Origin of the sequence: Rivularia sp. UHCC 0363 (assembly GCF_034931125.1) — a bacterium.
Taxonomy (GTDB): domain Bacteria; phylum Cyanobacteriota; class Cyanobacteriia; order Cyanobacteriales; family Nostocaceae; genus Rivularia.
On the sequence record NZ_JAYGHM010000066.1, the window covers coordinates 1 to 25115 of the forward strand.

Consider the following 25115-nt stretch of genomic DNA (forward strand, 5'->3'; position numbering starts at 1 on the left):
AAATAGTAGGAGTTATTTGATTTTGGATTACCCTGCGGGAAGACGCTTTCGCGTCAATAGATTTTGGATTGGGAATTGGTAATTGTAATTTAAATATCCCCTTGTCTCCCCATCTCCCCCTTCGGGTTCACCACTTCTCTCAACGGTCGTGTTCCTCCGCACGAGAGTGGGTTCACCATCTCCCCATCCCCCCATCCCTTCTACGGTCCGGAAAAAATTGCCTCTTCTATATCTTGACGACTGAGAGAATATTTGAACGAGCGCTGGATCTCTTCTGTGTTCTCTCCTACGTTGATATATCGCACTGTAACTTGTTCAATATCAAGCAAAATTTCTGCTTCCCAAAAAGGTCGCTTTACACGCCACAAATGCAAATGTGTTGCGTCTTGCTGACAGCCTTTGTTTTCTAGCCACTGCTCAATTTGAGGAAGTGGATGATTATATAGTGGTGTTTCTGAGTTTAAAAGATACATCTGGATGAATTTTGGATTTTAGATTTTGGATTTTGGATTTTGGATTTTTATCAATCTATTGCTTTTAACTATCGGTTACTATCCCCTATTACCTATTACCTATTACCTATTACCTATTTGATTTATCTGGGCGAATTATTTGCTGCACGATAATATCTGGCTGCTGGATGTTTGTCTGAAAAGCAGCTTCACCCCTAGTTAAACCTACGGCAATTACTAGGAGTAAACATCCTAAAAAAGTTAGTCCTAAAATAAACAAAGCAAAAAGCTCACCTGATGAAAGAGGGCGATCGCTAGGGTCGAGGTAAGCCGATTTAGATACATAACGACTTTGAGAAGCCGGATAATTTAAGTCGGAGGGTGGTTGGATCGCAGAAAAACGTGAATAGCCAATTTTCAGGTCGTAACTCAAGCGTTTTTGCGGATTACTCAGAGTGCTGTAAGCTTCGTTGAGTTTTTGGAATTTAACGGTAGCTAGTGCGGTGGGCAAATCTGTAGTATCGGGATGATAGCGTTTGCTAAGTTCTCGGTAAGCACGACGGATTTCAATCGCTGAAGCTGCTGGATGAAGACCTAACAAGAAGTAGTAGGTAGGTTCCCTGCGGCTTAATATTGTCCCATTTTGATTCACAGCTATGTTCGTTACCTTGCGGACAGTTTTTTCTCATATTTTAGAACTATCTTTTTGTCCCAAGCTATGAAAATTGTCATTAAGTAAATAAATATTTGTGAATTTGAGTTTAAATTACCCTGGGGATTATTTGATTAAATCACCGCGAGGTTTGAAAGTTTCAATCTGGCGTAACTTTTCGTAAAGTTCGCGTTCTTCGGGACTGATATTTTTAGGAGTAATTATTTGAATTTCTACCAGTTGATTCCCCCGCTTACCTTTTTCGTCAGGATATCCTTTACCTTCTAAGCGCAACCGTTGACCCGATCTAACTCCATGAGGAATTGTCATTTTTACCAGTCCATCTAAGGTCGGTGCTTCTACTTGTCCTCCTAAAACTGCTTCGCAGGGAGTAATCGGAACTTGACAGTGGATATCGGTGCCTTCAAGTTTAAAAATGTGATGTGGCTGTACGGTAATTTTGAGATACAAATCGCCGCCACTAATACCCTGGTTTCGTAAGCGGATAGTTTGTCCTGTTACCATACCTGGAGGCATATTAACTTCTAAGGAACGTCCATCTTCAAGACGAATTCTTTCTAAACCACCTTGATAAGCTTTTTCTAAGGGTAAAGTTAATCTGGCTTCGATATCACGACGAGTTGGACGCGAGGAGGGAGTATAAGAAACCTTTGTTCTTTGAGTCCGAAATGGGTCTGTAGCTGTTGCATCAGCGTAATTATTAGATGTATTCCCTGCTTTATTTTTGACACCAAAAACTTGGTCAATAAAGGTATCAAAATTATCGTATTTAGCAGGATTTACATCTTGTGTACGACCGTTTCCTTGATTGGTACCTTTACGCGAGGAAGATTTCGACCCACCAAAACCATTTTGCTTCCAGAAAAGACTAAATTGGTCGTACTGAGCGCGTTTACTGGGGTCGCTTAAAACTTCGTAAGCTTCATTTATATCTTTAAATTTTTCTTCTGCGGTTTTATCACCAGGATTCAGGTCTGGATGATATTGTCGCGCTAATCGTCGATAACTTTTTTTAATGTCCTCATTTGGGGCATCTTTAGATACTCCTAAAATCTCGTAGTAATCGCGAAAATTCTGCAAGTTCTGCATAGTGAGTTGTTTGACTTTCGATTAATAGATTTTCTGTCTCTTAATAATTTAAGTTTAAGTTGATGATTTATGCTTGAGAAGAAGGTCTTTCTTGAATTTATTGTTGATTTTTGATATTTCTATTTTGTACTCTCGTCCAAGATTAAAATCCGTATATTTAAGTAGGTGCAGTTAATTAGATATGATTATTTCACTAGTTGTATTCTAAATATTGTGAAATAATTAAGGGCGTGTACCGCCCCACAAAGAAAAATCTATATTCGGTTGTAAAAGATAACTTGAAACTTTTTAGAGCCATTCGTCATCCTCATCATCCCAGTTATCTTGATAGCTAGGTTTGGCTGGTTTGCGCGATGAATAACCTTTGTCATAAGATGGGTAGCTGTTGTCCCTAGTGCCAGAAGTCCCATCTCGGTAAGAATCTCGACCACTATTGCGATCGCCATCTCTACCGCCATCTCGACCGCTATCTCGACCATAACCCCGGTCTAAGTCCCGGCTACCATAACCTCTATCGGCATCTCTACTGTAACCCCGGTCGGGTTCTCTATCTCTACTGCCATAACCCCGGTCAGAATTCCCGGCGTAACCTCCCCGGTCGTAATCTTTACCGCTGCCCCGATTAGAATCCCTACCGTAACCTTTATCATAGAATTCGTCATCCCGATCTTTATCGCCGATAAAAATATCTCGGATAGTACCGAATAAATCGTCATCTTCGTCTTCAGCGTAATACTGACGAACTTCTTTATTCAAATCGGATAAAGCATCCTGCAAATCCGCATAGGTTTGGTCAATACCGCGATCGTCATCGGCTTTTAAACTATCGCGTAAATCTCGACAAATAGTATCAATTCGTTGACGACGATTGCGAGCAAACTGCATTCCGAAATCCAGCGCGACTTCTCGCAACTGTCTTTCGGCTTGTAAAATTAATGCTTCGGCACGAGTGCGTTTTTCTACTTTCTCTTTGCGCTGTCTGTCAACATCGGCAAATTTTTCCGCGTCCCGAATCGCTTGCTGAATCTCTGCTTCATTTAAATTAGAAGCGCCTTGAATAGTAATACTTTGTTCTCTTCCCGTAGTTCTATCCAATGCCGTTACCTGTAAAATTCCGTTGGCATCGATATCAAAAGATACCTGAATTTGCGGAATTCCCCGAGGCGCGGGAGGGATACCATATAGCTTAAAACGACCCAAAGCTTTGTTATCCGCAGCCATTTCTCGTTCGCCTTGAACTACATGGACTTCTACGGTATTTTGATTATTTTCGGAAGTTGAGAAAATATCCGAACGGCGAACGGGTATAGTAGTGTTGCGAGGAATTAACTTCTTCATTACCCCGCCGATGGTTTCCAACCCGATTGATAAGGGAGTGACATCAAGCAGCAATACATCTTTAAGTTCGCCACCTAGAATCCCGGCTTGAACCGCAGCACCAATACCGACAACTTCATCGGGGTTAACATTTTGGTTGGGCTGCAAGCCGATCATTCCCTCCACCAATTTTTCCACAATCGGCATTCTAGTTGAACCACCCACAAGTACAACTTCTTCAATATCTCGCGGTGTCATTCCCGCATCTCGCAGCGCTCGTTTCACCGGAATTCGCAATTTACCTAACAAATCGTCACACATTCCCTCAAATTGGGAACGAGTCAACCGAGTCTCTAAATGTTTTGGTCCATCTTGGTCGGCAGTAATAAAAGGTAAATTGATATCGGTAACGCTGACCGCCGAAAGTTCGATTTTTGCCTTTTCCGCAGCTTCCATTAAACGCTGTAAAGCTTGGCGATCGCGTCTTAAATCTATGCCTTCATCTTCTAAGAATTTATCGGCTAACCAATCGACAATTCGTTTATCAAAATCGTTTCCACCCAGTTGAGTATCGCCGGATGTGGCTTTAACTTCAAATACACCATCGCCGATTTCCAAGATGGATACGTCGAAGGTTCCACCACCCAAGTCAAAGACTAAAATTATTTCGTTATCGACTTTATCTAAACCGTAAGCTAAAGAAGCAGCAGTTGGTTCGTTAAGAATTCGTAACACTTCTAAACCAGCAATTCTACCTGCATCTCTGGTAGCTTGTCGCTGAGCATCATTAAAATAAGCAGGAACGGTAATTACTGCACCCGTTACAGCTTCACCTAAATATCTACTGGCATCATCGGCTAATTTCCTGAGAATCATCGCCGAAAGTTCTTCCGGTGCGAAATCCTTCTTTACACGAGGGCAGACAATTTTTATATCACCAAATTCGCCTTTACGGACTGTATAAGGAACTCGCTTGGATTCTGGATTTAATTCCGAATATTTGCGTCCCATAAAACGCTTGATCGCAAAAAAGGTATTCTGAGGATTGAGGACAGTTTGTCTTCGTGCCATTTGTCCAACAACCTTTTCGCCGTCTTTGCTAAAGCCCACAACCGACGGAGTGGTTCGCATTCCTTCTGCATTGGCAATAACCACCGGCTTGCCACCTTCCATTACGGCGACTACAGAGTTTGTTGTACCCAAGTCGATGCCTACTACCTTGCCCATGCCCTACGCTTCTCCTAGAATCTTTTATAAATATATGTTTAGAAGTAATGCTTGATTTATTGTATCTTGCAGTTGAGAAATACATTGTCAACTAAATTATCTGTTGGCAAGTCCGAAGTTTGAAATAATTTAATTAATTTACAATTTATCTACAAAACAAGCCATTAACAGCCCTGCTTCATTTTCTCGCCCAATGGCACAATAAATGTACTCGAAAAAACATTTTCTCTTATTATGCTTCATTCTTTATCCTTCATAGTTCCTGGTTAATCCGTGTTAAAAAAACAACTTGAAGCCCATCTTATCCAAATAGCACGAGAACGCGACCCGTATTTAGCAACAGCAGGACATTTCTTTGTCCAAGAATACATTCGTGCTTCTTTTTCACAATGGGGAAGTGTGGAAATCCACACCTTTGAAGTTGGTAGCAAATCTTGCGAAAATCTGATCTTGAATTTACCTCCAGATGCTAAATATGAAAAGAGCAATTTATCACCAATTTTAATTGCGGCTCATTATGACGGCGTTCCAGGGACACCAGGGGCTGATGATAATGCTACCGGAGTAGCGGTTTTATTAGAGTTAGCGAGAATTTTTGTTACGCAGCCAACAAAGTACCCTTTGCGACTGGTGGCTTTTGATATGGAAGAATATGGGTTGTTGGGTAGTAGGGATTATGTTGCAAAATTGCAGCGAGAAAAGCAAAAATTGCGTTTGATGATGTCCTTGGAAATGTTAGGTTACTGTGATTCTAATCCGGATTCGCAAGTTTATCCTGCTCCGTTGTTGAAAAGGTTTTATCCGAGTACAGGTGATTTTATTGCTTTAATTGGTAATTTAAGAACTCTTCCCGATTTATTTCGACTCCGCAACATTATTCGTAAAAGTGGAATCGAGAGCGAATTTTTACCAGTCCCGAATCAAGGTAAAATGGTTCCTTCAGTAAGACGAAGCGATCATTCACCATTTTGGGATGCAGGTTATCCGGCAATGATGGTAACGGATACTTCATTTATGCGGAATCCTCATTATCATAAGCCGAGTGATAAGATTGGGACTTTGGATTTGGATTTTTTGACCGGGGTTTGTCGGGGGTTGGAGGAAGGGATAAGGAAATTGATGTAGAGTCGGGATGTATCCCCAAATGTAGAGACGCGATATATCGGGTCGCTACAAGGATTGTGGTTGGTAACGAGAATTTTGTTTATTTAACCGCAGAGACGCGGAGGACGCAGAGGAAGAGGATATAGAGAGATTTATAGAAAATCGGCGGTTGAAACCGCGTCTATATAGGCAAAACCCACCTGGGTGGGTTAAGTAGTCGTATTATTTTCCAATAATTTTAAGGATTGTATTCATAATTCCCAGACATTTTAATACCTAATAGTTATAACTGTATCCAGCAGCATCGCAAAGGGCTAATCTTAAAGGAGTTAGTTCTGCTAAAATTTGTTTCACATTATATTCTAGATTTAATATATTTCCTCCCATAGTTTGATACTTGCTGAAAATATTCTTCTCTATGATTATCGGAAATAGATGTGTTAAAAGCCAATGCTAAACATATTTCCCAATACAGTTTATTTTCTTTTAAATTTGATATTGATTGAAGTTGTTCTGTTAATCTTTTTCGAGTTACGACTGGTGTATTCTAATTACCTATCAAATAATCGCGATCGCAATTTTTTTCCGTCTATTAATTTCTGAATCAAAATCTACTAAATTAGCCAATCTTTCTAAAACAGAAGCAGAAGTATTTCCAGATTCCGCAACACCTTTCCAAATATACTTGGATGTAATTTCATCACCATAGTCATCCTTGACAAGTATTTGATTTTTACTGAATTAAAAAAATTTTTCTAAAAGTTGTTTTCTTAACTTTTCTGGTGTTTTCAGATTCTGGTAAACAGCAATACGTACTGAAGGAGAAGAATCTTGAGTAAGTTGTTCTAATGTACTAACTAATATATTCGGATGACTAGCAATTTTTTCTCTTCTGTAAGCATGAGAATCAATTACTTATGCTAAAGCATTACCATTGAGAAAAGGTTGCAAATCGCTATGTTGAAGCAATTCGGAATGCATATGATTACAATTAATTTATTTTTAGAAATAACAACATTATATAGTAGTTCCGTACTATTGTCTTTGTGGAAACAGCATTTCTTTACATCCTGCAATTTTACAAATACAGCACAATTTAAGCAGTATTTGGTAATTAGTTTGACATATAAAATTCCTTACTTAGTCCTTTCTGAGAGGACTTATGCTAAAAGAGCGGGGAATTTCATTCCTCAGCAGGTACTGATAAGCTTTAGCACATTGATTAGAACTGTACGATTTGCTATTTCGTCTGAAAATCCTACCTAGAGAGAAATTGAAGCATCGCGACTACAATCATATAATTGTTAAAATTTTTACGTTTAAAAATCAGGTTGTGTAACAATAGCTGTATTCTTTTTAACACAGTCTCTAAGGAGTAAATAAGTATGACTGACTATAAGTTGGATTATGTAGTAGCTGCAATGGGGTTGACGGAAGAACAGAAGAAACAAATTATTGAGCAATCGATTAGAGAAGAAAGAGAAGAAATTGTCGATCAAGCTTTAAGTTTTATTGAAAATATATATGTTCATTTACCTTTAAAACGAGCGAGAAATGCTATAGACCCGGTACAGCGTTTGAAGTTGCTTAAGTATCGTTTGGTGAATATGAACGAGCTTAAGTTTCAACAGGAAATGATTGGTATCTTTGCTGAACTTAGAGACTTACATACAGTATATCTGCCTCCGATGCCTTACCAATCAATCAATTTTGTTTTACCTTTCGCGATCGAGGAATGTTATGAAAACAATCAAAGGTTTTATATTGTTTCTCATGTAAATGAGGATTTTGAGCATGAAAGTTTAAAACAAGGGGTGATAATTACTCATTGGAATGGTGTTCCAATTGAACGTGCGATTGAGTTAAATGGTTTACGGAATTATGGTAATAATGATGTACGTAGAAATCATAGTCTAAATTCAATGACTATTCGTTCGGGAAGTAAATATTTGATTCCCGATGAAGAATGGCTGTATATTTCTTATTTAACAGCAAACCGAGAGCATTACGAGCATCGTTTTCAATGGCAAACCTGGAATTTACCAGAAACTCAAGCTCAAACAAATAATCAAGCTGTTCCTCATTTAAAAGCTTATGGTTCTTTAGCTGTTGATTTTGAAACTGTAAAATTGCAGAAAATTAAAAAAGGTTTGTTTGCTCCAATTACCAAAGATAGTCAAACATCTTACGAAACTGATTTTCAATGGAGTATTCGTACTACCTCATATGGTGAATTTGGCTATATTAGAATTCACACTTTTATGGTTTATGATAGACAAAAATTTATTCAAGATTTGATTCGTGTTTTAGATCAGCTACCTAGGGATGGTCTAATAATTGATGTTCGCGATAATGGTGGTGGATATATTGAAGCCGGTGAAATGATTCTTCAGCTATTTACCACCAATAAAATTCAACCAGAATTATTTCAGTTTATTAATACACCGACAACTTTAAAAATAGCACCGGAACCCTGGAAAAGTTCGATTGAGCGTTCTTTAGATACAGGTGCTGTTTATTCTATGGGTTATCCAATTGGCGGACATTCTTATTATGTTGACGAGATTAATCAATACGGGAAAAAATATTTTGGTCCCGTTCTTTTGATAACTGATGCTCTGTGTTACGGTACCACAGATATATTTGCGGCCGGGTTTCAAGATAACGCGATCGGACCGATTCTTGGTACCAATGGAAATACTAGTGGTGGTGGTGCAAATGTTTGGGAATATTCCGATTTATTCCATCCTTTTGGCTTTTCTCCCTTACCCAGAAATGCACAAATAAGAATGGCTGTAAGACGTTCGATTCGTATAGGAAATAATAGTGGTTTGCCCTTAGAAGATTTTGGAGTAATTCCAGATTATATTCACAATACGACTCGCAAGGATCTTTTAAATGCTAATGTCGATTTAATTGAAAAAGCCGCGAGCATTCTGGCAAATATGAAAGGGATTCATAATTTGCCTTTAGAAGTATTCTAAATAGGTTAATTATGTAGAGACGTAGCACTGCTACGTCTTTGTATTTAACGGTATAACGCGCAATTTTTATATTGGTATATAGCAGTTTTTAGTTGAGTCCAATACATTAAAAACCTCACCCCCTTCCCCTCTCCTTGTCAAGGAGAGGGGTGCCGGAAGTATAGCCAAATTCAAAAAATCATCTATCTAGAGAATGATACCAGTAGACAGATGATCTTTTTTTTCATGTACTTAAAATATGTATGTAAGAATTAAATATCGATTGAAAAAATAAAATGAGTGAAGAACTAAAAAAAGGCGATAAAGTCGAATGGAATACGGCTCAAGGTAAAACCACTGGTGAAGTTAAAAAGAAATTAACTTCAGAAACAGATATAAAAGGACATCATGTTGCAGCTTCAAAAGATAATCCCGAATATTTAGTTGAAAGCGAGAAAAGTGGCAAGAAAGCGGCTCATAAACCTGAGTCTTTAGATAAAATTGAAGATTAATATGATTTCGGATTTTAGATTTTGGATTGGAATAGGTTTCTACAGAAATACTTTCCCAAATCTACCCGTAGAACTCATTTAAGTACAACCTCAGATAAAAATGGTGCGTTACGGCTTTGGCTATATTTTTTCCCGAATACGTATCGAAGCCGTTACACACCCTACAATTAATTATTTATAAGTTTTTACAGAGCATCCAGAAAATTAATTCCGGGTAATTTACGCTGTTCAAGTTTATTGTTAATATGCTCTGCTGCGGCAATTCCGGAATGCATTGCACTTTCAACCAGATTTCCACCGCACCAATCTCCACAACATACTAAGGGTACGGGTGTTTCTGCTGCTAAACAAGATTGTTCTAAGGGTGTTTTGGGGAATGCGTATTTCCAACGATGTACTTGCATCCATTGGGGATTGTTCAACCACAGTAAGTTTAAGGTGGAAGCAGCGGTTTGTAACATTTGTTGTCCAACCTGTGGCAATTCCGATTCAAAGTAACGTTCGGCGAAATCCGCGCTGCTATGGACGACAAAATGCGATCGCGCTATCTTTCGTTTACTACTGTCTAACCCAATCCACCCTAGTACGGGATTATCTTTAAAAGTAATTGCTTTCCATTCCGGTTGTGGCAATGAATCGGCATATCCTGCCATTACTGTTAGAGCCGGGTAAAATTCAACACTACGCAATTTTTTCCAAAAACTATTATCTAATAATTGTGCTAATGGTTCTAGTAACATCACGGCTTGGGGTGCTGGAATAGCTATGACTACAGATGAAGCTGTAAACTCTTCATTTGTATCGCTAATTAAATGCCAGTGATTTTGAGAATTAAGAGTAATCGAATTAACACGTTGTTCGCGGTGTATTTCTAATCCTTGTGCCAGAAATTTTGCTATAACATTCATCCCTTCCGGTGCGGTGTAGGGAAGAGATGATGGGGAATTTGGAATAATAGATGAAGAATTTGGTTCTAATTCGTGAAGGGTGTCCGTCCAAACTTCTAAATCCCCTTTTTGAACCAGCAACTTTACTAAATGCTGCAAAAGTTCGCCTTTGGGTTTAAGATAACAAGCACCATGATCGGCTTTGGTGTCAGATAAACGACGGGTAGCAACTCTTCCACCGACTCCGCGAGATTTATCTATTACCCGTACCGAATATCCCGCTTGAGTTAATTGTTGAGCGCAAACTAAACCCGCCATCCCGGCACCAACTATAGCAATATTAGTCATTAGTCAATAGCTCGTTGTATAGAATTATCAGTTTTCAGCAGTCTTAGAAAGGATAACCAATGAGTGCCGAAAGCTAATAGTAGAATAAGGTACGGGAACAAACGAATGTAAGGGAGGAAGGGAAATTGGATGAGTTAAGGGCAGGGCTAGAGTTAGCTACTGAAGAAGAGTTGCAAGATTTGACTGCAATTTTATTTAGTCGTAAGTTTAATCCTTTGGATTACGTTCAAACACCAGACCCGATAGAAGTGCAAAGTCAAAGTCGTCAAGCTTGGTTAGATGCGCTTGAGGAACGTTTTCGCTTTTTAGCTGCCGATGGAATGACGGTATTGCGGGGACGTAGCAAACAGGTAACTTACCGCGAAGCTTTGTTACAGGTCTGTAAATATTTAAAAATTCCTTATTCTGACGATTTGACAACTGTGGATTTAGAAGCAGAAGTGTTTCTACATCTTTTAGGAAAAGTTTGGAAGAAACTACCTGCGAGAGAAAAAAGAAAGTTAACCGAAAAGGTACAGCAGCAGTTAGTAAAATCCGAAGTTAACGAACCATTACCTTTAGCTTTACAAAAAGACCCCTTGGGCTTAATTTTTAAAGGCGGTAGTGCAATAGCTGTGACTTCGGTAATTAAACCAATGTTGCTCAAACAAATTACCCGTCAGTTTGCGACTCATTTTGCGACTTATCAGCTAGCCAAACAGACCGCAATTACAGGTGGAACTGTGGCTGCAAAGCAGTTTCAAGGCTATGCAACTTCGCAAATAGCCCGTCGGGGTATGGCTGTAAGTGCAGCGCGTTATGGTGCCGTGAGAAGCGTATTTGCATTTGTTGGCCCGATGATGTGGGCTTGGTTTTTCGCGGATTTGGGATGGAGAGCGATCGCCACAAATTACGGTCGAATTATTCCCACTATCTTTGCTTTAGCTCAAATTCGTCTGACACGGGCTGAATGTTGGGAAATGGCTTAATTTTTTTGGGAGTTGGGCATGGGGTATTGGGCATAGGGGATGGGTAGAAAATTCCTAATTCCTAACTTAAAATCTAAAATCCGAAATTCTTAACTATTCCCTACTCCCTACTCCCTACTCCCTACTCCCTACTATTAACAAATGACGAAAATTATATGGTCTTATTTACGACATTCAGACCCTAAACTGCGATTTTCTTGGTATTGCCTGCAATTAGGATTGTTGATTTTTCCTTGGTTTCCGGCTTTGGGTGCTGTAGGTTTATTCTTAGGTTCTTTAATCACCTGCGTGCAAGAATACCGCCAGATTATCAAACATTCCTTATACCAAGGATTTATTCTTTTAAGTCTATTATTAGTAATTACCGTTGGTTTTGCTGCGGATAAAACAGCAGCTTTTCTTGGCTTATTTAATTTATTACCTTTCTTTTTATTATTTGCCGGTTGGAGTCATTTAGTCCAAACAACTTGGCAGTTAAAACGAATATCCTGGATTATAACGATTGGTTCCCTACCAGTAGTGATTCTGGGTATAGGACAGCTATTTTTAGGGTGGAGTGTTGCAAGTAATATCTTTGGTTGGTCGCTAATTGCTGGAGGAAACCCCCCTGATCGCATGGCTTCTGTTTTCATGTACGCCAATACTTTAGCTGGTTATCTGGTAATAGTTTTTATTCTCAGCTTGGGTTTATGGTTGCAGGAATGGGGAAGATTGAGGACAAGGAGATGGGGGGACAAGGGAATGGGGAGAAAAAGGGATGGGGAGATGGGGGGACAAGGGGACAAGAGCGATTCTATCCTTTCTTCCCCCTCTGCCTTCTCTGTGACTTCCTTCCTTTTCCTTACCTTAACGGTAATAATAAATTTCGCGGGGTTAATTTTAACTAACTCTCGCAATGCATGGGTAATTGCTTTAACTGCTTGCTTGGCTTACGCTGTTTACCAAGGCTGGCGCTTGATTGTAGCTTTTGTAACTGGGATTGCAATTAGCGTAGGTTTGGCTGCTTTTGCACCTCCAACCATTGCAAAGTCATTTCGTAAAGTTGTTCCGGCTTTTTTCTGGGCGCGTTTCAATGACCAATTACACCCAGATAGACCAGTTGCTTTAATGCGTACAAGTCAATGGGATTTTGCCTGGGATTTAACTATACAGCGTCCCTGGACTGGTTGGGGTCTGCGTAATTTTTCGGATATTTATAAAGCAAAAACGAACCTGTGGTTGGGTCATCCGCACAATTTATTTTTAATGCTATCTGCTGAAACTGGACTCCCCGCAACCCTGTTGTTTTGCGGTTTGTTGGCTTGGGTATTTATTAGAGGAGTGCGATCGCTACGAATTATCCCCAAGCAAGATCGGTTAATATTTTTCAGCTATTTATTAGTGTTTGCAGCCTGGATACTCTTCAATACGGTGGATGTAACGCTGTTTGATTTTCGCTTAAATACGTTTTCGTGGTTAATGTTGGGTGCTATAGCTGGAATTAAAGATGGAAAATCGGCTTAGGGATACCGTTTCACCTAGTACTTCACCACATTAATTATTATGGGTAACGCACTACCATAACTCCTCAGAACTTATGTGGTCAAGTACTAGAATTCTATTTAATTAATCATGATTAGTTCGTTTATCCCCGAAACCCTGTAGAAACGCCATACAGCATAATGCTGGGTAAATGAGGTACATTCCCCCTACTCCCTTGTCTTGTAAAGCCACCACCGATTTCAATTAATTTCAAACTAATTTTTCAGTCTAAACTTATAGATAATAGTAAGACAAATTTATCCGTAAGATAACGCAGATAGTTTAAGTTTTATTATTCCATTTTATTGATTAAAATCTCTCATTTGTGACAGATTAAAAAGCGTCTAATAAAGGATTTTATAAATTCGTTTTGGAAACATTTCTTTTGATTTATAAGTCACATAATCAATATTCTTTTTTCAAAAAATAAGCTAAGAAAACTACAAATATGTGTTTATCAGTATTTCCAGATTTTTAAGTAACAAATTAACAATTTAGTAAAAACTTTTGGAACCTTTTAGCTTGTTTTTCGACAATAAATGTAAAAGCAACTTCTACAATATTTGGTGAAAATTATGAAACGCTTTATTAAATCCTGCGTCACAATCTCCGCATTATCTTCTTTATTAATTGCTCCTGTTGTTTTATCTGCTGGTAAGGCTTCTGCACAGCCTAAAGGTTTTGATGGAAACTACGTTGGTGCTGGTATCGGTGGTCAGGTAACTAACGGTGGACAGCAAAATGATGCTGCTAACCTCGGCGGTAATATCCAAGGTCGTGTGAAGATTAAAAATACCCCCATCTCTGCACGTACTAAGGTTTTGTGGAACAACGATACAACCGCGATCAACCCTGAAATTTCTGCTGATTTAGGCATCGCTAAAAACACTAATGTATATGGTGCTGTTGGTTACTCCTTCGTAGAAAAAAACGGTCAATCATCTCCTTTAGGTAACAAAGATTCAGTAACCGCAAGTATTGGTGTAGAATCCCAAGTGAAGAAAGGCATTGTTGTCTACAGTAATGCTACTGTATCCCTTGATGGCTTCGACAATACTAGTGCTATTCCTGTTAACGTTGGTGGTGGTGTTGGCTTTAACTTTTAATAGTACAGGCAGGTTTGTTTCTATTAATTTAAGTTAGTAGATTACTGATTGCTGAGTAAGTAAATATTCGGTTTCTGTTTAACTTAGATATAACTTTGAAAAACCCCGTTTCTCCCAACATCTGGCGATAGAATGCCGGATTTAGAGCGAGAAACTGGGTTTATTTATGGATGAGCGAACAATTGTCAATTCGCAATTGTTGATTGTTTACTTTGTTCTTGGTTTAAGATTACCCATGTAATTTCTTCTTTCCTACTCCCTCAGATAGTTAATCCTCGATCGGGATAGGAGTAATTGAGGCGATCGCAACAGTGCTACATCTCTACATTTCGATAAACACTGGTTTGATTAAATGTTGCTTCAATGGGAAATTGGGCTTTCTACCGTGATAAAATTAAAGTGTTCCCCTTAATTCCGACCGGAATACCGGGAATATACTTAGCCGAAGGGATGCATCTTTATCAGTGACCAGTATTCAGTAATACTGATTAATCTATTTGTTATAAACACCTTCAACTTTTTGCAAAGTCAAATTAGTATTACAGATGAAGGTGGTATTTTAGTCAGTGTCATTGAAACAGTTATTGGTAATTAAAATACTGTAAAAATCGCACCTCGGCAATACGCGATGCCCTATTAAGAATACAATACCACTGCAATGGTTAAGTCTGCTCCTCCCGAAACCACAAATCGTAAGCCGTCCAAACTTGAAGGACTCAAAGAACGCAGCAATTTTTTACGCGAACCTGTAGCAACCGAGATTCTTGAAGATACAACTCACTTTAGTGAAGAAGCTATACAAATTCTCAAGTTTCACGGTTCTTATCAGCAAGATAACCGCGATCATCGCGTTAAAGGACAAGAAAAAGATTATCAGATGATGCTACGAACCCGGAATCCGGGGGGTTTTGTTCCACCTGCTCTGTATTTAACTTTAGATAAGCTTTCAGATGACTATGGAAACCATACGATGCGGGTAACTACTCGTCAAGGTTTTCAACTGCATGGAATTTTAAAGAAAAATCTCAAATCTAGCATTGCGGCTATTATTAAAAACATGGGTTCCACTCTAGGAGCTTGTGGAGATTTGAATCGCAATGTCATGGCTCCTGCTGCTCCTTATAAAAATAAACCAGAATATCAATACGCTGTAGAATACGCCGATAAAATTGCCGAGCTACTTACACCGCAAACTGGTGCTTATTATGAGATTTGGCTCGATGGTGAAAAAGCCATCAGTGCTGAAGAAAATCCAGAGGTAAAAGCTGCACGTCAACGTAACGGTACGGGAACTATTTTTCACGATAATCCCGAACCGATTTACGGTAGCCACTATATGCCGCGCAAGTTTAAAATTAGCGTCACGGTACCGGGTGATAATAGCATTGACCTTTATACTCAGGATTTATCGTTGGTGGTAATTACCGACGAAAATTCCGAATTACAAGGATTCAATGTTTTTGCTGGTGGTGGTTTGGGAAGAACCCATAACAAGGAAGAAACCTTTGCGAGAAAGGCTGATGAGGTTTGTTATGTCTCAAAAGAAGACGTTTACGATTTAGTTAAAGCCGTTGTCGCTACTCAAAGAGATTATGGCGATCGCACTCAAAGACGACACGCTCGTTTAAAATATTTAATCAACGATTGGGGTGTAGAAAAATTCCGTTCCCAGGTTGAAGAATATTTTGGTAAGTCTGTAGAACCTTTTAAACCATTACCCGAATTTAAATATCAAGACTACCTCGGTTGGAACGAACAAGGTGATGGAAAACTATTTTTAGGTATTTCCATTGAGAACGGTAGAGTCAAAGATGAAGGTTCCTTTCAACTCAAAACCGCACTAAGAAAAATTGTCGAACAGTTCAATTTAGATGTTCGTCTTACCGCCAACCACAACCTGATTTTCTGCGATATTGCACCCGAACAAAAACCAGCTATTGAAGAAATTCTGCAAAACCACGGTGTAAATACCGACCCTAATAAAATTGAACCCTTGGTACGTTATGCAATGGCTTGTCCCGCATTTCCTACCTGCGGATTAGCGATCGCCGAATCGGAACGAGCAATTCCCGGGATTTTAGACCGGATTCGCACACTTTTAGATAGAGTTGGTTTACAAAAAGAGCATTTTGTAGTCAGGATGACCGGCTGTCCTAACGGTTGCGCTCGTCCCTACATGGCAGAATTAGGTTTTGTTGGTAGCGCTCCGGATGCTTATCAACTGTGGCTGGGAGGTTCGCCAAATCAAACTCGTTTAGCGTTACCCTACATGGAAAGGCTGCACGTTAATGATTTGGAAACGCAGTTAGAGCCGATGTTCGTTTACTTTAAAGAGTCGAAGGAAACTCAGGAAAGCTTTGGTGACTTTTGCGATCGAGTTGGTTTTGACGCGATTCGCGAATATGCTGCCAATTATGAAGTCAAAACAACTGCTCCCGGATTATCCGACGATAGCGATGGTTTAGTAGAAGCAATGGCTGATTCGACTACAGCAGCCATTACAGAAGAAAGCGGGGGACAAGTAGTTGCGATCGGTAATACGACGACTGCTAAAAAGTTAAGACATCGAGTCAGCATTAAAGATGATATTTACGAGAAGCTCAGACAAGCTTCTGAAAGCAAAGGTAAACCGATGACAGATATGGTGAATGAGGCTTTAAAGGCTTATTTGGAAGCAGAGTAAAGGTTTTTAGCATCTTGATTATGAGACGTTGCATTGCAACGTCTTTATTTATTTATTTATTCATTTATTCTTCTGGTTCCCAGTCTCTGGCTGGAAACTACTCCTATCCCGCTCTAAAATTACTTATCTCTCCTTATTTCTTTCCTCAGCGCTCTCTGCGTCTCTGCGGTTCTTTATCAGTAATCTTCTAGCGGAAAGGGAATAGTTAAAATATCTTTCTCTCAATACTTAAATAAGTCAGTAGTTATAATAACATTGTATTTTAGGCGTTAAACCCAGATTTACGGTACTTAAGTTTAGTTAAAATTTCATCCAAGTATAAAATCGGTAATTGCAGTACGCTTGCGTAAGCTAGTATTACTAGGTATTTTAGCCATTTTAGGCTTTAGAAAGTGACGCAGGATAACTCTTGGTAATAAGCTCTCAAAGTAATTTACTCCTCAGCGCGAAAATGTAGCCTTTTTACTAGAAATCACTAGAGATAACAGAATAAAATAATACATCTACGCATGAGGTAGGTTAGCGTTAATGTACCCAATCCCAGAACAACTTGCCGCTGACGAAACTACTCCACCCGATAAACTTAGGGTTCTTGCTTATGAAAGTATAGAACTAGGAAGATTGGTGGCAGCAAATCCTAGTGCCCAAGCGGAGTTATTGCGGGAGTTAGCATCGAGTCAAGATAAAGCTACCCGCGAAAATGTAACGAAAAACCCCAATACACCGACTGATATACTGCTGAAATTGGCGGGAGATTTTCCGTCTTCATTTTTCGCGAATCCAGTATTATCCCTATTGATGCTGGAAAATCCGAATTTAGCAACAGATATATCATATTGGTCTTTGCTAAAACTGTTAAAACAAGATGTTGCACCGGAATGGTTTTTGGCTTGTGCTGCAATGCATTCTAATTCTTTAGTTTTGGAAGCTGTAGCCAAACATAAGCAAGCTTCGGAACACGTATTAGAACAGTTAGCAATTAAAAGTAGGTACGATCCGGAATTGGGTTTATGTATTGCACAACGCAAAGATGTATCCCCTCAAATTTTGGAAAAATTGGCGGAACATGGTGCAAGTTCCGTTCGCTTGTATCTAGCTACCTATCCGAAAGTTCCTGTCAGAGTTTTGGAAATTTTAGTTGACAATCCAGAACCAAATTGGAATTTAAGAGTAGCTATTGAAACAAGTATTGCTAAAAATCCCAATACACCGCTAAATGTTCTAGAAAAATTGATTAAGGTACCTTATACCAAAGTCAAAAGTGCGATCGCTAAACGTGCCGATTTGACTAAGCATTTAATCATCGAACTGTCAATGGATTATCGGGTGCATACGATGAATTTTTTGCCGAATAATCCTCACATCCCCAGTAGTTGGTTGGAGGAAATGGCAGAACATCCGAGCGAACGGGTGCGTCAAATGGTAGCAAGGCATCCCCATACTCCAAAACATCTACTAATACAGGCAGCAAAAGATTTACAACTGCGTCAGTTTGTCGCCGAAAATCCCAGCACCCCTCCAGAAATTCTCGAAGAATTAGCAATGGATAGTAGGGGAGATATCCAAGCAGCTGTAGCCAAGAATTCCAACACTCCTGGTTATGTGTTGGAAATATTAGGTAGTACTCCGTTTCACGACTTGTTATTAGCACGTCATCCCAATACTCCGGAATCTACCTTACAAAAAATACTTTGGCGCTTGGCATTAGATGAACGTTTATCAGTTCGCAAATATGTAGCACAGCATGAGTATGCACCAATATCAATTTTAATTCAATGGGCAAAAAATTCACTAGAACTTCGCCCGTGGATTGCCTTAAACGTTCGCACTCCCTCGCCGGTTTTAGAAGAACTTGCCAAAGATACATCGAAAGATGTGCGTTATGGTGTGGCGAAAAATATTAATACTCCTCCCCACGTTTTAGAAAAACTAGCGGAAGATTGGCGATTAGAAGTTCGTCAAGCTATTGCTAGCAATCCCAAAACACCTGGAAATGTTCTAGAGATATTAATTAAGGATTGGCATTTACGTTCATTTATCGCTCAAAATCCCAACACCCCAGCTAAAGCATTAGAGCAACTCGCGCAGTTTTTCCGATACGACTGGTATATAGTACAGCATCCCAACACCCCGCCAAAAATGCGACAGAGATTATTAGAAGAATTTTCTACCAGCGTCGTTGAAACCGAAAGACTATTTGTAGCAAGACATCGAGAAACCCCCACAGAAATATTAGAACACCTAGCCCAAGACCAAGACCCAGTTGTTTGTAAATCCGCAAAGCGATCGCTTAGGAAACGGCAGGGACAAGGTTAAAGGTTAAAGGTTAAAGGTAGATAGAAAAATAAATTCCTAACTCCTAACTCCTAACTCCTAACTATTATTAATCCCCAAATCCAAAATCCAAAATCTAAAATCCAAAATCCTATGACTCCCAACGAACTCAAATTATTTTTAGACCAGCTTATTCGTAATAATATTCAAATTAGTACGATGATTTGGGGCCCTCCGGGTATTGGTAAATCTAGTATTGTTAGTCAGCTAACACGAGAAAGCGATATTGAATTTGTTGACGTGCGTTTATCTCAGTTAGCACCTACCGATCTGCGTGGTTTGCCGGTTGCTGAAGATGGTATTTCTAAGTGGTTTCCGCCGGAATTTCTACCCCGTAAGGGTAAAGGTGTATTGTTTCTTGATGAGTTAAATATGGCTCCTCCAGCGATGCAGGGAGTTGCACAACAATTGATTTTAGACCGCTGTGTAGGCTCCTACGAAGTGCCGGATGGTTGGTTTGTCTGGGCAGCAGGCAACCGTAAAGAAGACCGCGCCGCTGTATTCGATATGCCCTCACCTTTAGCAAATAGGTTTCTGCACTTAGAAGTAAAACCGGATTTTGAAAGCTTCAAAGCCTATGCTTTAGAAAAAGGCGTACACGAGCAGATAATTGCTTTTCTTTCCTTCCGCACCACTTTATTACACAAAATTGACCCCCAACAACCAGCTTGGGCTTCTCCTCGCTCTTGGGTGATGGCGAGTACCTTGCATTGTGCCGGATTAGACATTAATCCCGCTGTAGGAACTGCTGCCGCTACTGAGTTTGCTTCATACATTTCTATGTACGAAAATCTACCTAATCTAATGGCGATTTTGTCAGGAAAAGGCGAAAGTATTCAATTTCCGAAAGAACCCAGCGTCAGATATGCAACGGTAATTGGATTAACAGTGCGTGCTGAAAATGCCAATCAAGCACTTAACGCTTTCAACTGGTTAAATCAAGTCGCAACAAATGAATGGGTAAGGCTTTTTGCCGTGGACTTATCGCGAGTTATGGAAAGTAAAGGTAAACGGGGAGTTTTAGCTAATTTGCTCAGCAAAGACCCGGAATTTAAGAAATTATTGCAGGATTATCTCGAATCTCAAAAACCTTAAACAATTCGCAATTCGCAATTCGCAATTCGCAATTATTAACTCTTAACTCAATCAGGTTACTGAGCAAGTCGTTGTACTCCTAACTCCTAACTGGTTGGTGAGCAAGTCGTTCCACTAACTCCCTACTCCCTACTCCCTACTCCCTACTCCCTACTCCCTACTCCCTACTCCCTACTCCCTACTCCCTACTCCCTATTCTTAACTCTTTATCATGGCTAAAGATATTCAAAAAAGTATTAGCGGGTCTTTATTGCGCTTGCAAACGAAATCACCTTTTTTTGCAACATTGGCAATGTTTGCTCGTTTTGTTCCTACAGAGAAATTGCCAACTGCGGCTACTGACGGTAAAGATATTTTCTATAATGTCGAGTTTCTATTGTCTTTACCTGCTAAACAAGTTGATGGGGTTTTGCTACACGAAGTTTTACACGCAGCTTTGCTCCACGTACCGCGTCGGGGTGTCCGAGATGCTCAGTTGTGGAATATTGCGGCTGATATCGTTATAAACGGGATGATTGCGACTCATGGTTTTGAATTACCGCAAGGAACTTTGAGAGATGTCAAATTAGAACATTTAAGTGTTGAGGAAGTTTATGAAATCCTGCTTCAAGATGTTGATAATGCACCACAATTAACTAATCCAGATTTACTTGATAGTCCACCGGAGGATGCTGGTGGTTCGCAACAAGAAGGGAAGACTGGAGAAGGTAAAGCTGGGGGAGAAAAGCAAGAAAAAGGTGAAACCTCGACCCAAAGCGGTGATAGTATGTCTCAAGCTAAAAAAGCCGCAATGGAAGCGCATTGGCAAAACGCGATGCAGCAAGCTGCAACTGTTGCTCGGACTGCAAATAAAGGTAATCTTGGGGGAGGAATTGAACGAGAACTGGAAACTTTAAATTCCGCTCAAATTGATTGGCGCTCTTATCTTTGGCGATATTTAGTACAAACCCCTACTGATTTTTCGGGATTTGATCGCCGTTTCATCGGACGCAGGCTGTATTTAGAAAGCTTGCAAGGTGAATCGATTCGCGTTTACTTGGCTTTGGATACTAGCGGCTCAATTGATACAAAGTTGCTGGGATTATTTTTCTCGGAAGTGCAGGGTATTTTGAGTTCTTACCCCCATATTAAGTGCGAGTTTTATTACGTTGATGCCGAAGTTTACGGCCCTTACGAAATCAACGCCGATTCTATGCCGCCAAAACCTCAAGGTGGTGGTGGTACATCTTTTGTACCTTTCTTTGATAAAGTTGCTCAAACATGGGACGGACACCAAACGGGGGTATGCGTTTATTTGACAGATGGTTACGGTACTTTCCCGGATATTTTACCCGAACTCCCAGTGCTGTGGGTGGTTACTCCAGGTGGTTTAGCTTTGGATGAATTTCCCTTTGGGGAAGCAGTACGGTTGTTTTCAGTTTAGATAATAGATAACAAATAACCAATGTAGAGACGTAGCATTGCTACGTCTCCCAAGGTTTTGGTTGCGTAACAAATAAATTTTATATTATGCAACTATATTTAAAATTATCTAATAATTCAACAGGGTTACAGAGTTTAGAAGAACAAATACATAATCACAAATTCTGTGTTATTAAATCTCCAAGTAAACCACTAACAACCATATTTAAATTTACAGTGTAGTCAATATATCTAAATGTCTCTTCTAACGGACGTAGAGTACTTTTCCATCCCAAACCATCAGTAACCCAAATAAATCTATGTCCCTGTCTGGATAGAAAGTCAAATAAACTTTTATACTCTCCTGCGGTGGCTTTTAGTTTAGAACCGCCTCCACCGTAAAAATTAGTTTCTATCAAGTATAAATTATTCTGACTCTTTACCGCAAAATCAAAACGCCTACTCGATTTATCTACTTGAACATCAATGTTCCACTGCTTTTTTATCTTGTCAGAAGTTGCTTGTGTCATAAATATAAAGTTATGTTCCTGACATATTGTAGTAATTAAACTTTCTACAATAGTTTCCATAGTTGTCCCACCACGATTTTTTCTACCATTTGTGTCTAAACCGACCTCGATTCCTAGTACATAATCAGGAATACTCTTAATGGTTTTATTTTTAAATAATTCTAATACCCCCGTATTTTTTGTAAATTCCACAATATCATCGATGTCTGTCGGGGATAAAGTTATTTTGTTTTTAAAATTAAATGACTTATAAACAAAATTATTATTTGTATAATCAGTTAATATCTGAAAGTTAGAAGTACGGCAAGCTATTAAAACAGGTATGACACTGCTTATTTGAGGTGATTGTTGTAATAAATTACGAAACTGATTTTCTATATCTTCTTTACCAACCAAGTAATTTAATGTGTTTAAATGAAGTTCTACCTCTCTAAATTTATTTAGTACTTTTTGCCAATTAACAAAATAATCCCATCCAGTTATCGAATCTGTTAATGTATTTTTAAAATACTGAAAAACTTCTGATTCATCAGAGCAGTTTAAGTATTCTTGAAATAAATAATTAAATTTCATGGTAAATAAATTTTTATCTAATAATTCATAATCAACAGTTCATTAATAGAGTTGCGCTTTGCAGAATTACTATTTATATTTCGGGAAGCTTTCACTCTTTCTATACGATAATCAACATAAAGTTTTTCAAAATAATCATCTTCAATATTATGATTTTTAGGATCAGAATTACTAAGTAAAAGTAATCCACCCTTTTGATGTAATTTTTTTATAAAAGTACATAACCTTAATTGTTCTGAATCATCAAATGTTTGATCGGAATAAGATGTAAAATTAGATGTATTACTAATCGGTCTATAGGGAGGGTCAAAATATACAAAAGTATTGTGATCGATAAATGATTCGCATTTACTAAAATCCCCTTGGACAATTTCTGTTCTTTGCAAAATCTTAGCAACTGATTTTAAGTTTTCTGGGTTACATAAAGATGGCTTTTTATATCTTCCCACCGGAACATTAAAATCTCCCTTTGAATTAACTCTAAATAGCCCGTTAAAACAAGTTTTATTTAAAAATATAATTTGCGCCGTTCTTTCTACCCATTCTGAACTATATTTAGCAAAATTTATATGATATCTTCGATTATTAAAATCTTCTCTGGTTTGATAAAAATACTCAGACCTTTGATCTTGATTTAATGATAAATACTTATTTTCAATATCTAATAGCAATTTAATTAAATCATCTACATTAAGCTGAATAGTCTTATATGCTAATATTAAATCAGCATTTACGTCTGATAGAAATAGCTCTTTTATAGAATAATTAGATGCTAACCAAAAAAATATTGCCCCACCTCCTATAAACGGTTCTACATATTTTTTGATTGAACCGTTATTCAATCTTTCTGGTAAAAATTGACTTATTTGTTTAATTAATTGAGTTTTGCCACCAGCCCATTTTAAAAAAGGCTTTGGTGCTACTGAGAAACTAAATAATTGAGGAAGGCTTGAAACCATTAATTACACCCGTACAAAAATAAATAGATTTTAGTTCATTAGTACCATAATATTATTTAAAACAGCACAAATTCAACTTATTTTTTTTATAAAGATTGTTAAAGCGTTATTAATCATACACGCTCATAATATTATTTTGATTAAATTTCGTAACTTTTGCTCGCTCCGTAATCGCGTACATCAAGATTGAAGTTATAGATTATACTACAAAATTCATAAGTACAGGTCAATGGATTATATTGCATACGTTCAGACAAAAGATGTGGATTCTCTTACAGTTCGTAATGCACCATTAGGAGAGAAAATTGAATTTATCAGTAACGGTACTGAAGTTAAAGTGCAGGGAGAACCCGTTTCTAAAGGAAATTGGAATTGGGTAAAAATTGGAACAAATCGTTGGGTAGCTTCAGAGTTTTTGAAAGTTGTTAAAGGTGCAAGAGTAGTAGCGACTCGTACTGACGAAACTATTGCTGGTGGTTTAAGAGTATATAAAACTATATTAATTGACAGTAATGGAAAAATTGTTAACAAAGTAAGACTTATTTCCGGTAGAGCAAACTACCAAACTCCTTCTAATGTTGCAGATTCTCTAACTCCTCCACCTTTTGGAATTTATACTTTTGATGCTCCCGGATGGGTGTATGAAGGTAAAGATTTAAAAACGCAATTTGGCGGAGTTTGGTCGCCGATCACACCTATTTTTAAGACGAATCGTTCGGAAATCGGCATTCATTACGATCCATCAGCTTTCAAGGGTAATTATAATGCTGGGACAGTAGGTTGTTTTGCGACACCAACTGTTAAAGAAAAAGATATTATGACAAACTTTATTCGGTCTCAAAAGCCAAAACATTTTATATTTAATGAAGGTTAGGGATTAAAATAATTCATCATTCCTAATTCGTGTAGTAATATCTGCTGCGTTAACTCTATTGTGTAATACCGTTTCTTTATAAAGATGCGCCCAATTTAGCCTACGCAGGTAGGCTTTATAATATTAGCCCCAGCCTTCTAGGCTGCGGATATTTTAGCGTATTTTTATACAGAATTGGTGTAACACATCTTATTATCTAACCTTTATTCCTTTTTTACAAACCATCAGTTAAAATCAATTTGTACAGCTATAGCTAATGATTTTATCAATTTAGTTGGTATAGCTACTGAAAGCGAACTCAATAAAAGAGAATATTTAGATAATTAATGATTGCTTGTATGTCATTTAAATTACTTTTGATATGAGATAATTTTTTGTTATTAAATTACAAAAGCAAAATTTGCTATTGACTAATCCCGCTAATTTAAGAAAAAATTGTTTAATATATAGCTTCAAAAAGTCTACATTCAAATCTGTATAATTTACTAATTAATTATTC

18 protein-coding genes are annotated in these 25115 nt (G+C 38.4%); 11 read left to right on the forward strand and 7 right to left on the reverse strand.

All coding sequences use genetic code 11. The features are described from left to right. Positions 1–200 precede the first annotated feature (200 nt). The 4 genes from VB797_RS27640 to dnaK all read right to left on the reverse strand — a co-directional run bounded on the left by VB797_RS27640 (position 201) and on the right by dnaK (position 4758). Complete coding sequence (locus VB797_RS27640; protein WP_323240976.1) at positions 201–473, reverse strand: DUF3143 domain-containing protein; 273 nt, start codon at positions 471–473, stop codon at positions 201–203. Positions 474–582: 109 nt separating this feature from the next. After that, the gene (locus tag VB797_RS27645; RefSeq protein ID WP_323240977.1) at positions 583–1104 is read right to left on the reverse strand and encodes a J domain-containing protein; all 522 of its coding nucleotides are present in this window, start codon (positions 1102–1104) and stop codon (positions 583–585) included. Between the two features lie 126 nt (positions 1105–1230). After that, positions 1231–2214: a J domain-containing protein gene (locus tag VB797_RS27650; RefSeq protein ID WP_323240978.1), complete on the reverse strand. Its 984-nt coding sequence runs from the start codon at positions 2212–2214 to the stop codon at positions 1231–1233. Between the two features lie 288 nt (positions 2215–2502). Further along, positions 2503–4758 carry a molecular chaperone DnaK gene (dnaK, locus tag VB797_RS27655; RefSeq protein ID WP_323240979.1) on the reverse strand — a complete coding sequence of 752 codons (2256 nt, stop codon included), beginning with the start codon at positions 4756–4758 and terminating at the stop codon, positions 2503–2505. A gap of 273 nt (positions 4759–5031) precedes the next feature. On the opposite strand from dnaK, the gene VB797_RS27660 reads away from it, so the two are divergent. The 3 genes from VB797_RS27660 (at position 5032) to VB797_RS27670 (ending at position 9337) form a co-directional block, all read left to right on the forward strand. Beyond that, positions 5032–5883 carry a M28 family peptidase gene (locus VB797_RS27660; protein WP_323240980.1) on the forward strand — a complete coding sequence of 284 codons (852 nt, stop codon included), beginning with the start codon at positions 5032–5034 and terminating at the stop codon, positions 5881–5883. 1364 nt (positions 5884–7247) lie between these two features. After that, positions 7248–8846, forward strand: a complete 1599-nt coding sequence (locus VB797_RS27665) for a S41 family peptidase (RefSeq protein ID WP_323240981.1) — start codon at positions 7248–7250, stop codon at positions 8844–8846. Positions 8847–9121: 275 nt separating this feature from the next. Continuing rightward, positions 9122–9337: a DUF2945 domain-containing protein gene (locus VB797_RS27670; RefSeq protein WP_323240982.1), complete on the forward strand. Its 216-nt coding sequence runs from the start codon at positions 9122–9124 to the stop codon at positions 9335–9337. 185 nt (positions 9338–9522) lie between these two features. Here VB797_RS27670 and VB797_RS27675 read toward each other — a convergent pair whose 3' ends face one another. Then, positions 9523–10572, reverse strand: coding sequence for an NAD(P)/FAD-dependent oxidoreductase (locus VB797_RS27675; protein WP_323240983.1), 1050 nt, complete (start codon positions 10570–10572; stop codon positions 9523–9525). 125 nt (positions 10573–10697) lie between these two features. Between VB797_RS27675 and VB797_RS27680 the strand changes: the two genes are divergently transcribed. The 7 genes from VB797_RS27680 to VB797_RS27710 all read left to right on the forward strand — a co-directional run bounded on the left by VB797_RS27680 (position 10698) and on the right by VB797_RS27710 (position 21702). Further along, a complete protein-coding gene (locus VB797_RS27680; RefSeq protein ID WP_323240984.1) occupies positions 10698–11540 on the forward strand; it encodes a YaaW family protein in 843 nt (280 codons plus the stop codon). 141 nt (positions 11541–11681) lie between these two features. Further along, positions 11682–13043, forward strand: coding sequence for an O-antigen ligase family protein (locus VB797_RS27685; protein WP_323240985.1), 1362 nt, complete (start codon positions 11682–11684; stop codon positions 13041–13043). Between the two features lie 593 nt (positions 13044–13636). Next, complete coding sequence (locus VB797_RS27690; RefSeq protein ID WP_323240986.1) at positions 13637–14167, forward strand: hypothetical protein; 531 nt, start codon at positions 13637–13639, stop codon at positions 14165–14167. A 658-nt stretch (positions 14168–14825) separates the two neighbouring features. Further along, entirely contained in the window at positions 14826–16850 is a 2025-nt protein-coding gene (sir, locus tag VB797_RS27695) for a sulfite reductase, ferredoxin dependent (RefSeq protein ID WP_323240987.1), read from the forward strand. 528 nt (positions 16851–17378) lie between these two features. Further along, on the forward strand, positions 17379–19166 hold the full coding sequence (locus VB797_RS27700) for a hypothetical protein (RefSeq protein ID WP_323240988.1): 1788 nt from the start codon (positions 17379–17381) through the stop codon (positions 19164–19166). Between the two features lie 111 nt (positions 19167–19277). Continuing rightward, entirely contained in the window at positions 19278–20279 is a 1002-nt protein-coding gene (locus VB797_RS27705; RefSeq protein ID WP_323240989.1) for a MoxR family ATPase, read from the forward strand. Positions 20280–20490: 211 nt separating this feature from the next. Then, positions 20491–21702, forward strand: coding sequence for a DUF2201 family putative metallopeptidase (locus tag VB797_RS27710; RefSeq protein ID WP_323240990.1), 1212 nt, complete (start codon positions 20491–20493; stop codon positions 21700–21702). A gap of 154 nt (positions 21703–21856) precedes the next feature. Here VB797_RS27710 and VB797_RS27715 read toward each other — a convergent pair whose 3' ends face one another. Both VB797_RS27715 and VB797_RS27720 read right to left on the reverse strand, forming a co-directional pair. Next, a complete protein-coding gene (locus VB797_RS27715; RefSeq protein WP_323240991.1) occupies positions 21857–22783 on the reverse strand; it encodes a type II restriction endonuclease in 927 nt (308 codons plus the stop codon). Between the two features lie 17 nt (positions 22784–22800). Next, on the reverse strand, positions 22801–23742 hold the full coding sequence (locus tag VB797_RS27720) for a DNA adenine methylase (RefSeq protein ID WP_323240992.1): 942 nt from the start codon (positions 23740–23742) through the stop codon (positions 22801–22803). A gap of 229 nt (positions 23743–23971) precedes the next feature. On the opposite strand from VB797_RS27720, the gene VB797_RS27725 reads away from it, so the two are divergent. Beyond that, positions 23972–24616 (forward strand): SH3 domain-containing protein, encoded by a 645-nt coding sequence (locus tag VB797_RS27725; protein WP_323240993.1) that lies wholly within the window; start codon positions 23972–23974, stop codon positions 24614–24616. Positions 24617–25115: the final 499 nt, after the last annotated feature.